We start from the raw sequence: 13,587 nt of genomic DNA on the forward strand, positions 1-13,587 counted from the left end.
GCCGTACCCGTGATTGAAATTAAAGTACCGGAATTAGCAGAATCGATTACTGAAGGAACAATTGCTCAATGGTTAAAGCAAGTAGGAGACCATGTCAATCAAGGCGAATACATCGCCGAGCTTGAAACAGATAAAGTAAATGTAGAAATTACCGCAGAACACTCCGGTGTGATTAAAGAATTTAAAAGAGAGCCTGGCGATACAGTTGAGGTTGGTGAGGTTATTGCTGTTATTGATGAAACTGCAAGCACTTCAGATGCTTCAGCACCCGCTGCAGAAACTCCAGTAGCAGAAGAGCCTAAGCAAGAGGAAAAAGCAGAGGCTTCTGAAACAAACACAAAATCAGCTTCTGAGCGTCCTATTGCTTCACCAGCAGCTCGTAAGTATGCACGTGAGCACGGAATTAATTTAAGTGAAGTTTCTTCACCGGATCCACTTGGACGCGTACGTAAGCAAGATGTAGAAGCTTATGAAAAGAAGCCAGCAGCTCCTGCGGCACCAGTAGCTCAAAAGCCAGCAGCTCCTACATTCCAAGAGCAACCAGGAAAGCCAGTTGAGCGTGTGAAAATGTCTCGCCGCCGCCAAACGATTGCTAAGCGCTTGGTTGAATCACAGCAAACAGCTGCAATGCTAACTACATTCAATGAAGTTGATATGTCAGCTGTCATGGACGTAAGAAATAGAAGAAAGGATGCCTTCGTTGATAAGAATGGTGTTAAACTAGGCTTCATGTCTTTCTTTACAAAAGCTGTTGTTGGTGCGTTAAAAGAATTCCCACTTCTTAATGCTGAAATTCAAGGAGATGAAATTTTAGTTAAGAAGTATTATGATATCGGTTGTGCAGTGTCTACAGATGAAGGATTAGTTGTACCTGTCTTACGTGATGCGGATCGTCTAAGCTTTGCGGGCATTGAGCGTGAAATTGGAGAACTTGGCAAAAAAGCACGTGATAATAAACTTTCTATTGCGGATTTACAAGGTGGAACATTCACGATTACAAACGGTGGTGTGTTTGGTTCTCTTATGTCTACACCAATTTTAAATGCTCCTCAAGTAGGGATTTTAGGAATGCATAAAATCCAATGGCGTCCGGTAGCGATTGATCAAGAGCGTTTTGAAAATCGTCCAATGATGTACATTGCGCTTTCTTATGACCATAGAATTGTTGACGGAAAAGAAGCCGTTAGCTTCCTAGTTAAAGTTAAAGAGTTAATTGAGGACCCTGAATCACTACTTTTAGAAGGTTAATAATTTTTAAGTTTAAACAACCTCTTTGATTTTGATTAAGGAGGTTGTTTTTTCTTTACTTTAAAACGTTTTGATTATCGTTGTCGTTCGGTTTATAATAGAAATGACGCTAAATAGAGGAGTTGAAGGATCTTGATTCATCAGCACTGGATGAACAGTAAAACGATTCGTAACGTCGAATGCGTACATACAAACGCCAAGAAATACATGGTTGACCGTGCGCTTACGGCAGGTAAAACATACGAATTAAAAAATGAAACAGATGAGTTTTATTTTGTCATTGATAACACTGGAAAAATTGGTGGTTATTATAAAGAGTATTTTAAAGGATAGAAAATAAGTTAGCATTCCAAAAAGATAGCCCAAGGTTCTGGGTTATTTTTTTTCATAACAAGCAGCTATTTTCAAAAAGTTTATGGAAGGAAAATAAAGGCAGGTTATTTTTCTTTTAAAAAAAGCTTGACAATAAAAAAAATACAAGTTAAATTCGTTGCTAATTGTAAAAAATTGCTGTATTGTTTAGGTAATATAAGATAAGGAGAGATTGGGAATGGATTTAGCCACGATGATCCAGGTTGTTCAAAGCCATGGTTACCTTGCCTTATTTTTTATATTTATGATTGGCTTGTTCTTTTTCCCAGTACCAAATGAATTACTGCTTATGAGTGGAGGGTGGCTTGCAACTACGAATCTATTAGAGCCAATTCCAAGCTTTTTAATTATTTACCTAACCGTGTTTTTTCATGGTTCTATTTTATATGTAGTAGGAACTGAACTAAGTAAAAGAACCCATTTCTCTAAGTTTCATCACTTAATCTGGTATAAACGAGCAGAAAGAGGGAGAGAGTTACTTGATCAACATGGTTTAAAAGCAGCTTCCTTTAGTTACTTTTTTCCTTTTATTCGACATGCTGTTCCGTTTAGTGTAGGAGTTTCAGATATTTCTTATCGAAAATTTGCATTGGTTAGCTTTAGCTCTGCATTCATATGGGTAGGGTTATATTTCTTAATTGGTTTATATTTTGGGCGTTCCATTCATAATTGGACAACATTTATCGACCAGTTGTTACTAAGTTTTATCATCATTGTATCTTTTTTATTCATTTACCAAGTGATTAAAAAACGTAAAAGAAATATAAAAATGAATAAATATGTTGAATAACAAACAAATTTCTTAGCTTGAAGAGTTCCTATTTTTAGGATTCTTCAAGCATTTCTTATGTTATATGTTCTATTCATTTATAGTAGGCCATACCTTTTAAAATAACAACGTTGTTAAAGTGTTGAAAAAGGAGTAAAATAAAAGTGTTTCGAAAACAGGTAAAGGGGAAACGGTAAGATGATGAAGTTAGGGGAAATACTGTCAAAATTAAATCAGCTTGTCTTTTCTATTAATCTTATAGGATATAAGCAATGTGAACCTACCTGGTATCACCACCCAAGACAACAATCTTTTCATTCAGTATGGTTTATTGCGAAAGGAAAAGGTGAATTTGTGATAAATGGGACTAGTTATCCAGCTGAACCAGGTAAATTATTTTTTTTCGAGCCAAGTATGATTTGCGAACGGTCAACTGATTTTAATGACCCTCTAGAATATTACTTTATTCGCTTTTCATATGCTTCGGCCTTTTTAGAAAAAGAACAATGGAATTTTGAGCTAGAGAAAAATATAGATTTTCCATTGACTGGAATGTATAATGTTCAAAACATTGCTCACGTCATGAACGTATTTGAGCAATTGCAGCATTTGCGGAAAAGAAGAGGAGCGATCGTAGCAATGAAGCGTAAAATGCTATTCTGGGAGCTCCTATTAATGATTATTCAAGATTTTCGTTCTCAAAAGCTAACTGGTAATACGACGAATGCCATTGATAGTACGATTGATTTTATAACCACACACTATCAGGAAAACATTACATTAGAAAGGTTAGCGCGAATGGCAGGGATGAGTGTTAGTCATTATTCCAGACTGTTCAAAAAATTCATTGGTTATAGTCCTATGGATTATTTAAGGCATGTTCGGATGGATCGAGCAAAGGAGTTAATTGTTTTATCGGATTCTAGACTTAAAGAGATTGCACAAAGTGTTGGATACCATGATGAGTTTTTCTTTAGTAGGACGTTTAAAAAAGTTGTTGGGGTGTCACCTACGGAATTTGCCAAAAAGCATAAAACGAAAATCACACCCCAAGAAAGAAGAAAAAGCTAATTAAATGGACGGGGAAGGTACAACCGATTTACGTTTAAGTGATTCTTTGTTTTGCATCTTGTAAAGGCTGTAATAAATACCTTTTTGTCTAAGAAGTTCATGATGATGACCTGATTCTTTCACAACTCCTTTATCTAACACAATAATGTTATCAGCATGTTGAATCGTAGAGAGGCGATGTGCAACAATAATGGTTGTTCTCCCAACAGAAAGACGTTTTAGAGCATGCTGAATCAATTCTTCTGTTTGTGTATCAATATTTGCAGTCGCTTCATCTAAAATAAGAATATCGGGATTAAAAGCTAACGCACGAAGAAAAGAAAGCAATTGCTTTTGACCACTAGATAAAATAACTCCTTGTTCACCTAGTAATGTTTGAAAACCGTTTGGCAAACTTGCAATAAAGTCATCAAGACCAATCTTTTTAGTTAATTCATATACGTCTTCCTCTGTCAAATCTTCATGATGAAGGCGAATGTTATACATAACATCTCCCGTGAAAATATAAGGATCTTGTTGAATGATCCCAACTCGGGTTCTTAAATCTGATAGTTTTATCTCCTTAATGTTTAACCCATCAATTGTAATCGTGCCAGTTTGAATATCGTAAAATCGTGAAATTAGATTGATAATAGAGCTTTTACCTGCCCCGGTTGCCCCAACAAAAGCAACTGTTTCTCCTCGGTTTATTTGAAAGTTAAGATCCTTCAGTACCCACTCATTGTTTTGATAGGCAAACCAAACGTTTTTGAAGTGAATATCTCCTTTCACGACTTTTGGAAAATGAATCGCTTGCGGATCATCTGTGATAAGTGGTTGTTCCTCAAGCATCTCAAATACGCGTTCAGCAGAAGCCATGGCAGTTTGGATTTGGTTATAGCGATCTGCTAGTGCCATTAACGGTTGGAAAAACTGCCGTATATAGTGAGTAAAGGCATAGACAACACCGAACGTTAATGCATCTCCCATTATGCCAATTCCGCCATACCAAATTATTAACGCTAAAGCTATGTTTCCTAAAAAGCCAATCGTAGGGTTAAAAATCGAATTAACAATGGTTGCTCGCATTCCTGCACGATAATGCTCTTCATTAAGTTCGTCAAATTGCAAAATTTGTTTTTTCTCACGTGTGAAAAGCTGGATAATTTGCATACCTGACAAGTTTTCTGCTAAATTTGAGTTCAACTTTGATAATAATAATCTTGTATAACGATGGGCCTTACGAATTAACTTTTTATAATAAACGGTTAGAATGAGTAAAACTGGGATAACGGTAAAGCTTATCAGCGTTAATTTTACACTCATCTGTAGCATAATAATGAGGATTCCGACTAAGATAAGCACTTCCTTTATTAGGTTCACAATAACCTGAGAATAAAGCTGATTTAACGCTTCTGTATCATGGGTTACCCTTGTTACTAACCGCCCAACTGGATTCCGGTCAAAAAACTGCATATGCATCTCGGAAAGATGCTTAAATACTTTTTGGCGAATATCAAAGATAATCGATTGACCAGTAAACTGTAGCAATCGGTCTTGAAAATAGGTTAATAGAGAGGCGAAGACAATAGTTCCTAAAAAAAGCACTCCTATCATCATAAACCCTTGAAAGCTTTCACGAAAAGAAGTTTCCACAGTTAAATAATCATCAATAGCGACTTTAATCAAATAGGGTTGGGCAAGTGTGGCTATAACAAATAACATGGCTAGGATAAATGATATGAAAATTTTCTTCCAATAAGGTTTTGCAAATGAAAGCAATTTGAGTAGAAGCTGTCTATCTAAGACTTCAACAGAATCTTTTTCATCATGGATATTCATCTCTTACCTCCTTTTTGTCTTAATGGAGAGTGTGCCAAGAGGGCTCGCTTGTTTCAATGCTTGTTTTTCGTACATTTGTTGATAGATTCCGTTCTTCTTAATTAACGTATCGTGAGTCCCGTGCTCAACAATTTCTCCTTCATCTAATACGATAATTTGATCAGCATCTTTAATGGTTGAGATTCGATGGCTGACAATAATGGTTGTGCGGTTTATCATTTGCTCTCGAAGCCCCTGTAATATTTTCTCCTCTGTTACGGCATCAACAGCAGAGAGGCTATCGTCAAAAATAAGAATGTTTGCTTTTTTAATTAATGAACGCGCGATACTAATTCTCTGCCTTTGCCCACCAGACAAAGAAATGCCTCGTTCTCCTAAAGCAGTTTCAAATTTGTTAGGGAAATCAATGATATTGTCATAGACTTGAGCTAGTTTTGCAGCGTTCGTAATTTGTCGTTCATTATAATTTGCTGGATCAAAAGCAATATTATCGGCAATAGTTGATGAAAAAAGAAAATTTTCTTGTGGAACAATTCCAATCGATTGCCGAAGTGTCTTTAAAGGAATCTGATAAAGATCATACCCATCAATGAAAATGGTCGACTTTGGTGGATTATATACACGCATTAATAAGTGGAGAAGCGTCGTTTTTCCGCTACCAACTTTACCAACAATAGCCAAACTCGACCCTTTTGGAATATTAAGATTAATATTTTTTAAAACCAATTCCTCAGTATCGGGGTAGGCGAAAGAAAGGTTTCGTATAGTAATTTGACCATCTACGCTTGTAGCTGTAACATCTTGTGCATCTTTAATCTCTGGCTCTGTATTTAAAATGGTACGTAACCGTTTATTTGAAGCCCAACCACGCTGAAGAATATTCATTACTTTACCTAGATTTTCGACTGGCGCGATAAGCAATGATAAATACGTGTTAAAAGCAACGAATTCTCCGAGTGTAATCGTGTTATTCATTACAAGCATGCCACCAAAAAATATTGATAATAGGTAACTTAATCCAACAATGGCAATGCTCACGGAATTAAATAACGAATTCGTTTGAATAAGCTGCCGATTAGTATAAACATTATGTTGATTTTTAAGTTCGAATTTTTTACGTTCATCTTTTTCTTGACCATAAGCTTTAATCACACGAATTCCTGCACAAAACTCTTGTACGGTACTTGTAAGATGTCCAATTGCTTCTTGAACTTTAGTGGAACGTTCTTGAATTTGAAAGCGGAATTTATAGGCTAAAAACGTTAAACCAGGAAGAGGGAGGATGACGAGTAAAGTTAACCATGCATTAATCGTCATGCCCATTGCAATTACTGCAACCGTAATTAAAATAACAACTTCGATTGAGAGAAAAACCCCACCCATTGCAACTTCTCGAATGACGTTAACATCATTAATCGCATGAGACATTAGGTCCCCAATACGATGCTTATGATAATATTGCGAGGGGAGTTTTACCCAATGAGTAAAAAGTCTTCGGCGCACCCTTTTCTCTAAAATTCGTGATAATCGAAAAATATAGATTCGACTACATGAACGAAAGAATGCAATTATAAACCCAACAATAATGATGTTTATTAACAGCTTAATTAAATCTGCCGATGTAAGCGTCGAGTCCTGGACTCTGTCGGCAAACTGTTCCAAAAAAGTTGGAATAAGTAATTGAAATAAGCAAGAGATGGACAATAATATCACACCAAAAACGTATTGCCATTTATGTTTGATGAGGTGCTCTTTTACAATCGATTTTGATGACAAACGGAATTCCCTCCTTCAACAAACAATTTAATTGACGTAAAAATAGAATAAATCGAATTGATTATGTTAACCATGGATTTCCTTATCAGCATACATGGATTATATTGCTTTCTGTTAAAACAAAAAGTAGTTAAATTCCATAAAAGGGTTGGATTTGAAAGATTTACAAGATATAATTCTGCAATTTTTGTTGCAGAGAGCTGATGTTTGCTGTGAATCAGTACAAAGGCGATATGGAATCGGCTTCGGAGCACTCAAACCGAACTTTATTGGCGCTTTGACGGAACAGCCTCATCGTTAAAAGAGGCACTTGTTGATAGACAAGAAGAGTGGATAGTTCTATTCCAAATACTGGTGTAGAATTTTCAATGAAGGTGGTACCATGGGTCTCCCGTCCTTTTTGGATTGGGGGCCTTTTTGTTTTTTATTCTTTGAAAGGGGTGATGAATATTGGAGGATGAATGGTGGTGTCTTTCAAATTGTAGTTAATAAATGGTTGTAGCTGAGCAGAGATTAGCAAAGGAGAGCTGAGAAATGGAACAGAAAAGCATCTATGAACAACAAGGTGTTGCAATGACATGCAGGTCGTTTCAAGAGTATAAGACATGTTTCAACTGACTGAACCCTTACTGACAAAAGGAAAGATTTTAGATGTAGCAGTCGGTGCTTCATCGTTTACTGCCGAGTGCATAAAGCGAGGATATGATGTAATGGACCTCGATCCTCGCTATGCATTATCTTCAAAAAAGATAAGTGAGTTTGGATTAAAGGAGCTTGAAACGGCAGAAGAAAAGATTCGGAAACATCAGAAACGGATAGGAAGTGCTATGTGACAGGTTCACTACCGAAGCTTCCTTTTCCCAATGATAGGTTCTCTCTCGTATTATGCAATCACTTTTTGTTCCTTTATCAGGACCAATTTGATTATCGATTTCATCTCGATGCAATCGAGGAGCTCATTCGTGTAATGAAAAAGGGGGGCACGATTTGTATATATCCATTAGTTGGCTTTAAGGATGAGCGTTATCCTTTTATCGATCAACTAATAGAACGTCTAAATCAACATGTAAAAGTAACAGAAACAAAAACGAATTTCCGTTTTCTTCCGTCTGCAACGCATTATCTAAGAATCGATAAATAATTTCACATACCATAATTTATTGATTGGTTTAACTAGTATTAAAACTAAGAAAGCATATCAAAAAAGGATGATGAACGTAAGGGGTTCATCATCCTTCTTCTAAGAAACAATTATAATCAATTTATGCTTCTTGTAAAAATTCATTATAGGTCATTTGTTTATCAACTAAGCCATCTTCTGTTAATTCAATAATCCGATTGGCGATCGTTTCATTGAATTGATGGTCATGCGAGGAGAAAATTAATGAGCCTTTGTAATTAATTAATCCGTTATTTACAGCTGTAATTGATTCAAGATCTAAGTGGTTTGTTGGTTCATCAAGTAATAGGACGTTTGCTCCGCTTAGCATCATTTTTGAGAGCATGCAACGAACCTTCTCACCACCTGATAGGACACTCGCCTTCTTTAATACTTCTTCTCCGGAGAATAACATCCGACCTAAGAAGCCACGTAGGAAAGTGTCACTATCATCCTCTGGGGAATATTGACGAAGCCAGTCTACAAGATTTAAGTCACAGCCCTCAAAAAATTCAGAGTTGTCTTTTGGGAAATACGCCTGTGACGTTGTTACGCCCCATTTAAATGTTCCACTATCAGGTTCCATTTCCCCAGCTAAAATTTTAAATAATGCTGTTTTGGCAATTTCATTACTGCCAACTAAGGCGATTTTATCCCCTTTATTCATAACGAAGCTAACATTATTTAATACCTTTACTCCATCAATTGTTTTTGTAATACCATCGACCGTTAAAAGATCATTACCAACTTCACGTTCCGGCGTAAAATGTACGTAAGGGTATTTACGTGAAGATGGCCTTATATCATCTAACGTAATTTTGTCTAGTAATTTCTTTCGTGACGTTGCCTGCTTTGACTTAGACGCATTGGCACTAAAACGTGCAATGAAGTTTTGAAGATCTTTAATCTTTTCTTCTTTTTTCTTGTTTGCATCCTGCGCCAGTTTCTGAGCTAGCTGACTAGATTCATACCAGAAGTCATAATTCCCAACATAGATTTGAATTTTTCCGAAGTCGAGGTCAGCAATATGAGTACATACTTTATTTAAAAAGTGACGGTCATGCGAAACAACAATAACTGTATTTTCAAAGTTAATCAGAAATTCTTCGAGCCATTCAATTGCTTTTAAATCAAGGTGGTTTGTCGGCTCATCTAGAAGTAATACATCGGGTTCTCCAAACAAAGCTTGAGCAAGTAATACTTTTACCTTCTCGCCACCTGTCAGGTCAGCCATTTTTTTTGTATGAAGCTCCTCAGAAATTCCTAAGCCTTTTAAAAGAATCGCTGCTTCGGATTCTGCTTCCCAACCGTTTAACTCTGCAAATTCTCCTTCTAGTTCAGCCGCTTTAATACCGTCTTCGTCAGAAAATTCCTCTTTCATGTAAATCGCATCTTTTTCCTGCATGACTTCATATAGGCGGGCATGTCCCATAATAACCGTGTTAAGGACTTCTTCCTCTTCATACTCAAAATGGTTTTGTTTTAATACAGCTAAACGCTGACCAGGCTTCATATGAACATCACCAGATTGAGGTTCGATTTCACCAGAAAGAACCTTTAGAAACGTCGATTTTCCTGCCCCATTTGCACCAATTAACCCGTAGCAATTGCCAGGGGTGAATTTTATATTAACTTCCTCAAATAATTTGCGGTCTCCGTACTGAAGACCAACATTTGTAACTGTAATCATGTATTACTTGCCTCCAATCCCAATATCCATAACCGAATGAAGATTAGGACAATGACAATTTAATTAAAACGAGCATTAAATGACATGTATGTGCACTATTATCATTCGGTTTATATTTTTCCACGTATATAAGGATAACCTTTTTTGGCTATGAAAACAAAGGTTTCATATTTGAATTTTATAAGAACGCAAATTTACAAGAAACGTTAAATAAAAAAGAACCTACTCAATAGAGTAAGCTCTTCCCCAGTGATGAATAAACGTGGTACGATAGTGGTTGATTACAGCCAAACATTCATAAAATAAACGATCAGACCACCAGCTGTTGCTAGCATCGTAATAGATAATAATTTCATCGAATGCATTGAATAATTTACGATAATCGCACCGAGTAAAACAGCAAAATAGAGTGAATAGTCTAAAGGAAATTGACGTAGTGACACAATAAAGGAATCCTCAGTAAATAAGTAAATGAAAAGAGGAGATAGCATTACAATAGCTAGAACGATAAGACAAATTGTATTTATTCGTTTTAATGAATTATCCATTTTTGCACCTCATCACATTCGTTTTAGGGTTACTATGTCCAATTAATTAGAAAATATGATTGGGGGAATGATGAATGACGGTCACGATGAGTCATGCTGAAGAAAAACTAAAGCATTATTTTGGTTACACTCATTTTCGAGTTGGCCAAGAGCAAATCATTGACCAAATGCTTTTAGGAAATGATTCGATTGCAATCATGCCAACTGGTGGGGGGAAGTCGATTTGTTATCAGATTCCGGCTCTGCTTCTTCCGGGAATTACTCTCGTGCTATCACCACTAATTTCGTTAATGAAGGACCAGGTGGATGCATTATTAGAAATTGGTATCGAGGCAACTTATTTAAATAGTACTCTTTCAAAAGAGGAGGAAATGCAACGTTTAGCGGATATTAAAGCGAAGCGATATAAGCTGGTGTATGTTGCACCTGAACGCTTAGAGCAATCAAGCTTTACTCGTTTTTTGGCTGAACTTGACTTGTCTCTTGTTGCTATTGACGAAGCCCATTGTATGTCTCAATGGGGGCATGATTTCCGCCCAAGCTATTTGAAAATATCAGCTTGGTTAAATGAACTTATTAAAAAGCCTCGTGTATTAGCTCTTACAGCAACAGCAACTGAAGATGTACGCCATGATTTACAGCAACACTTAAATATAAAGGACGAGCAAGTATTTGTAACAGGCTTTGCTCGTGAGAACTTACGGTTTCAACTCGTCAAAGGAGTTGATAAGTGGTCTTATGTTGAACAGTATTTACAAAAACAGAACTACAGTGCAGGGATCATTTATGCATCTACACGTAAGGAAGTTGAACAAATTTTTGAACGTTTAAAAAACAAAGGTGTTAAAGTTGGCATGTACCACGGTGGAATGAATGAACAGGACCGACACCATCATCAGGAAGCGTTTATCCATGATCATGTTTCGATCATGGTCGCAACGAATGCATTTGGAATGGGAATTGATAAATCAAATGTTCGTTTCGTTGTTCATTATAATTTACCGAAAAATATCGAAGCTTATTACCAAGAAGCGGGACGAGCCGGACGAGATGGAGAGCCAAGTGAATGTATTCTTCTCTTTTCACCACAAGATATTCGGACTCAGTCGTTTTTTATTGATCAATCAGACATGCACGAGGAACGGAAAACGCAGGAGTATGAAAAACTTCAACAAATGGTCGCTTATTGTCATACGGAAATGTGTTTACAGCAATATATTTTGCGTTATTTTGGTGATGACTCAGAGGAACAGTGCCAGCAATGTAGTAATTGTAATCGAACTGGTGAAAAGGTAAACCGTACGCGCGAAGCACAAATGGTTTTCTCTTGTATGAAACGAATGCGTGAACGTTTCGGAAAAACAATGGTCGCACAAGTGCTTACCGGATCCGAAAACCAAAAAATTAAGCAATTTCAATTAGATTCATTGCCTACATACGGATTAATGAAGCAATGGACATTGAAAAACCTTTCTGCTTTTATTGATTATTTAACGGCAGAACAATATATTAAACCGACTGGGTCTGCTTACCCAACATTGCAATTAACGGAAAAAGCGCTTCATGTTTTAAAAGGAGAAGAAGAGGTTTTTCAATATGAACAACCGAAACAAGAAGAACCGCAAGAGCAGGATGATGTTTTTGAAGCATTAAGAACTTGTCGGAAAGAGCTTGCAGATGCGCATCATGTTCCACCGTATGTTATATTTTCTGATAAAACGTTAAGACAAATGAGTCAATACATTCCTTTAACAGAAGATGAGTTAGCTCTCATTCAAGGGGTAGGGGAGCAAAAGTTACAGAAATACGGTGAGACATTTTTACAGGTTTTACATCAGTTCCAAGAAAGAAAACCTGAGCACTCTGAAATTGCTATTAATACAAGCCCTACAAAACCGAAAACATCATCGGCGAAAAAAGGCAGCTATTTAGAGTCAGTAACTTTGTTTAAACAAGGTGTCTCGATTGAGGACATTGCAAAAGAGAGGCAACTAACTGAACAAACGATTTTAAACCATATTATGAAGGCTTATCAAGATGGTGAGCCGCTTGAGCTTGAAAGCCTAGTAGATAAAGAAAAGGTTACTGCGATTAAAAGGGTCGTTGATGAAATCGGTAGTGAATATCTCCGACCAATAAAAGAACAATTACCAGAGGATGTAACATACCAGGATATTCGCTTTGTGTTAGGAAAATAATAGCTACTTGTTACTGGTATGATTCATCATGGTGCGTCTAAACTATCAAGAAGGAAACAAGCGAAAATAAAGGGGATTATATTTATATGACGGTTAAAGTCGTAACAGATTCAACTGCAGATTTAACGCCAGAACTTATTGAGAAATATAATATTATCGTTATCCCACTGTCCATTTCAGTTGAGGGGAAAACGTATTTAGATGGTGTTGATATTAGTAAAAAGCAATTTATGACGTTGTTAAAAAATACGGAAGAATTACCGAAAAGCTCTCAGCCCGCAGCGGGAGTCTTTGTTGAAACCTATAATGAATTAGCGAAAGAGCCTGACACGCAAATAATTTCCATTCATTTAACAGAAGGAATGAGTGGAACGTATCATTCCGCTCGTGCAGCAGCTGAAATGTCTGATGCAGATGTTACCGTGGTGAACTCTGAGTTTATTTCACATGCACTAGGATTTCAAGTTCTAGAAGCAGCTGAAATGGCAAAAGCAGGTAAGGGGATTGAGGAAATTGTTGAACGATTAGCCAAAGTGCGTAAGCAAACTTCTTTATATCTTATGGTTGATACGTTAGAATATTTGGTAAAAGGAGGAAGGATTGGTAAAGGTAAAGCTTTATTAGGTTCATTATTAAAAATTAAACCGATTGCTTCACTAGCAGATGGTGTATATTCTCCTTTTGCAAAGGTTCGTACTCATTTGCAAATGATTCAACTTCTTACGAAAACGTTTGAAGAAGAAACAAGAGGGAAAGTTCTCAAGCGAGTCGGAATCGCTCATATCGAAGCAGAAGCGCTTGCAGGACGCCTGAAGCAATCTTTACTACAAATTGCTAACGATGCAGATATTTATATTACGGAAACGTCTCCTATTATTAGCACTCATACTGGACCGGGTGCAATAGCATTAATGTATTACAGTGAGGAAGTGTAA

General features: G+C 36.7%; 12 protein-coding genes. 8 read left to right on the forward strand and 4 right to left on the reverse strand.

Going from position 1 to position 13,587, the window contains the following annotated elements; genetic code table 11:
* Window positions 1-9 precede the first annotated feature (9 nt).
* The 4 genes from odhB to B1R93_RS17940 all read left to right on the forward strand — a co-directional run bounded on the left by odhB (window position 10) and on the right by B1R93_RS17940 (window position 3,460).
* A complete protein-coding gene (gene odhB / locus B1R93_RS17925; protein WP_088105315.1) occupies window positions 10-1,248 on the forward strand; it encodes a 2-oxoglutarate dehydrogenase complex dihydrolipoyllysine-residue succinyltransferase in 1,239 nt (412 codons plus the stop codon).
* 132 nt (window positions 1,249-1,380) lie between these two features.
* A complete protein-coding gene (locus B1R93_RS17930) occupies window positions 1,381-1,581 on the forward strand; it encodes a DUF6501 family protein (RefSeq protein WP_088105316.1) in 201 nt (66 codons plus the stop codon).
* Window positions 1,582-1,798: 217 nt separating this feature from the next.
* Complete coding sequence (locus B1R93_RS17935; RefSeq protein WP_088105317.1) at window positions 1,799-2,410, forward strand: DedA family protein; 612 nt, start codon at window positions 1,799-1,801, stop codon at window positions 2,408-2,410.
* Window positions 2,411-2,587: 177 nt separating this feature from the next.
* Window positions 2,588-3,460 carry an AraC family transcriptional regulator gene (locus B1R93_RS17940; RefSeq protein ID WP_088105318.1) on the forward strand — a complete coding sequence of 291 codons (873 nt, stop codon included), beginning with the start codon at window positions 2,588-2,590 and terminating at the stop codon, window positions 3,458-3,460.
* Here the strand turns inward: B1R93_RS17940 and B1R93_RS17945 are convergent, their stop codons facing one another.
* A complete protein-coding gene (locus tag B1R93_RS17945; protein ID WP_088105319.1) occupies window positions 3,461-5,281 on the reverse strand; it encodes an ABC transporter ATP-binding protein in 1,821 nt (606 codons plus the stop codon).
* A gap of 3 nt (window positions 5,282-5,284) precedes the next feature.
* Window positions 5,285-7,057: an ABC transporter ATP-binding protein gene (locus B1R93_RS17950; protein WP_088105320.1), complete on the reverse strand. Its 1,773-nt coding sequence runs from the start codon at window positions 7,055-7,057 to the stop codon at window positions 5,285-5,287.
* A 605-nt stretch (window positions 7,058-7,662) separates the two neighbouring features.
* Here B1R93_RS17950 and B1R93_RS23515 point away from each other — a divergent pair.
* Window positions 7,663-7,890, forward strand: a complete 228-nt coding sequence (locus tag B1R93_RS23515; RefSeq protein ID WP_245308319.1) for a hypothetical protein — start codon at window positions 7,663-7,665, stop codon at window positions 7,888-7,890.
* A complete protein-coding gene (locus B1R93_RS23520; protein ID WP_245308320.1) occupies window positions 7,887-8,198 on the forward strand; it encodes a class I SAM-dependent methyltransferase in 312 nt (103 codons plus the stop codon). Before B1R93_RS23515 ends, B1R93_RS23520 begins: the two co-directional genes overlap by 4 nt.
* A gap of 121 nt (window positions 8,199-8,319) precedes the next feature.
* On the opposite strand, the gene B1R93_RS17960 is transcribed toward B1R93_RS23520, so the two are convergent.
* Complete coding sequence (locus B1R93_RS17960) at window positions 8,320-9,906, reverse strand: ABC-F family ATP-binding cassette domain-containing protein (protein ID WP_088105321.1); 1,587 nt, start codon at window positions 9,904-9,906, stop codon at window positions 8,320-8,322.
* A gap of 281 nt (window positions 9,907-10,187) precedes the next feature.
* Window positions 10,188-10,454, reverse strand: coding sequence for a hypothetical protein (locus B1R93_RS17965; protein WP_088105322.1), 267 nt, complete (start codon window positions 10,452-10,454; stop codon window positions 10,188-10,190).
* Window positions 10,455-10,528: 74 nt separating this feature from the next.
* Between B1R93_RS17965 and recQ the strand changes: the two genes are divergently transcribed.
* Together recQ and B1R93_RS17975 are read left to right on the forward strand one after the other, a co-directional pair.
* Window positions 10,529-12,652 carry a DNA helicase RecQ gene (gene recQ / locus B1R93_RS17970; protein WP_088105323.1) on the forward strand — a complete coding sequence of 708 codons (2,124 nt, stop codon included), beginning with the start codon at window positions 10,529-10,531 and terminating at the stop codon, window positions 12,650-12,652.
* Window positions 12,653-12,738: 86 nt separating this feature from the next.
* Entirely contained in the window at window positions 12,739-13,587 is an 849-nt protein-coding gene (locus B1R93_RS17975; RefSeq protein WP_088105324.1) for a DegV family protein, read from the forward strand.

The sequence above is a fragment of the Halalkalibacter urbisdiaboli genome, from assembly GCF_002156385.1.
Classification (GTDB): Bacteria; Bacillota; Bacilli; order Bacillales; family Bacillaceae_D; genus Halalkalibacter_A; species Halalkalibacter_A urbisdiaboli.

Bases quoted from the DNA above. Each gene is read 5' to 3' on its own strand.
- B1R93_RS17940 (WP_088105318.1), top strand. From the start codon at position 2,588: ATGATGAAGTTAGGGGAAATACTGTCAAAATTAAATCAGCTTGTCTTT.
- B1R93_RS17960 (WP_088105321.1), bottom strand. From the start codon at position 9,906: ATGATTACAGTTACAAATGTTGGTCTTCAGTACGGAGACCGCAAATTA.
- B1R93_RS17945 (WP_088105319.1), bottom strand. From the start codon at position 5,281: ATGAATATCCATGATGAAAAAGATTCTGTTGAAGTCTTAGATAGACAG.
- B1R93_RS17965 (WP_088105322.1), bottom strand. From the start codon at position 10,454: ATGGATAATTCATTAAAACGAATAAATACAATTTGTCTTATCGTTCTA.
- recQ (WP_088105323.1), top strand. From the start codon at position 10,529: ATGACGGTCACGATGAGTCATGCTGAAGAAAAACTAAAGCATTATTTT.
- B1R93_RS17975 (WP_088105324.1), top strand. From the start codon at position 12,739: ATGACGGTTAAAGTCGTAACAGATTCAACTGCAGATTTAACGCCAGAA.
- B1R93_RS17935 (WP_088105317.1), top strand. From the start codon at position 1,799: ATGGATTTAGCCACGATGATCCAGGTTGTTCAAAGCCATGGTTACCTT.
- B1R93_RS23515 (WP_245308319.1), top strand. From the start codon at position 7,663: ATGTTTCAACTGACTGAACCCTTACTGACAAAAGGAAAGATTTTAGAT.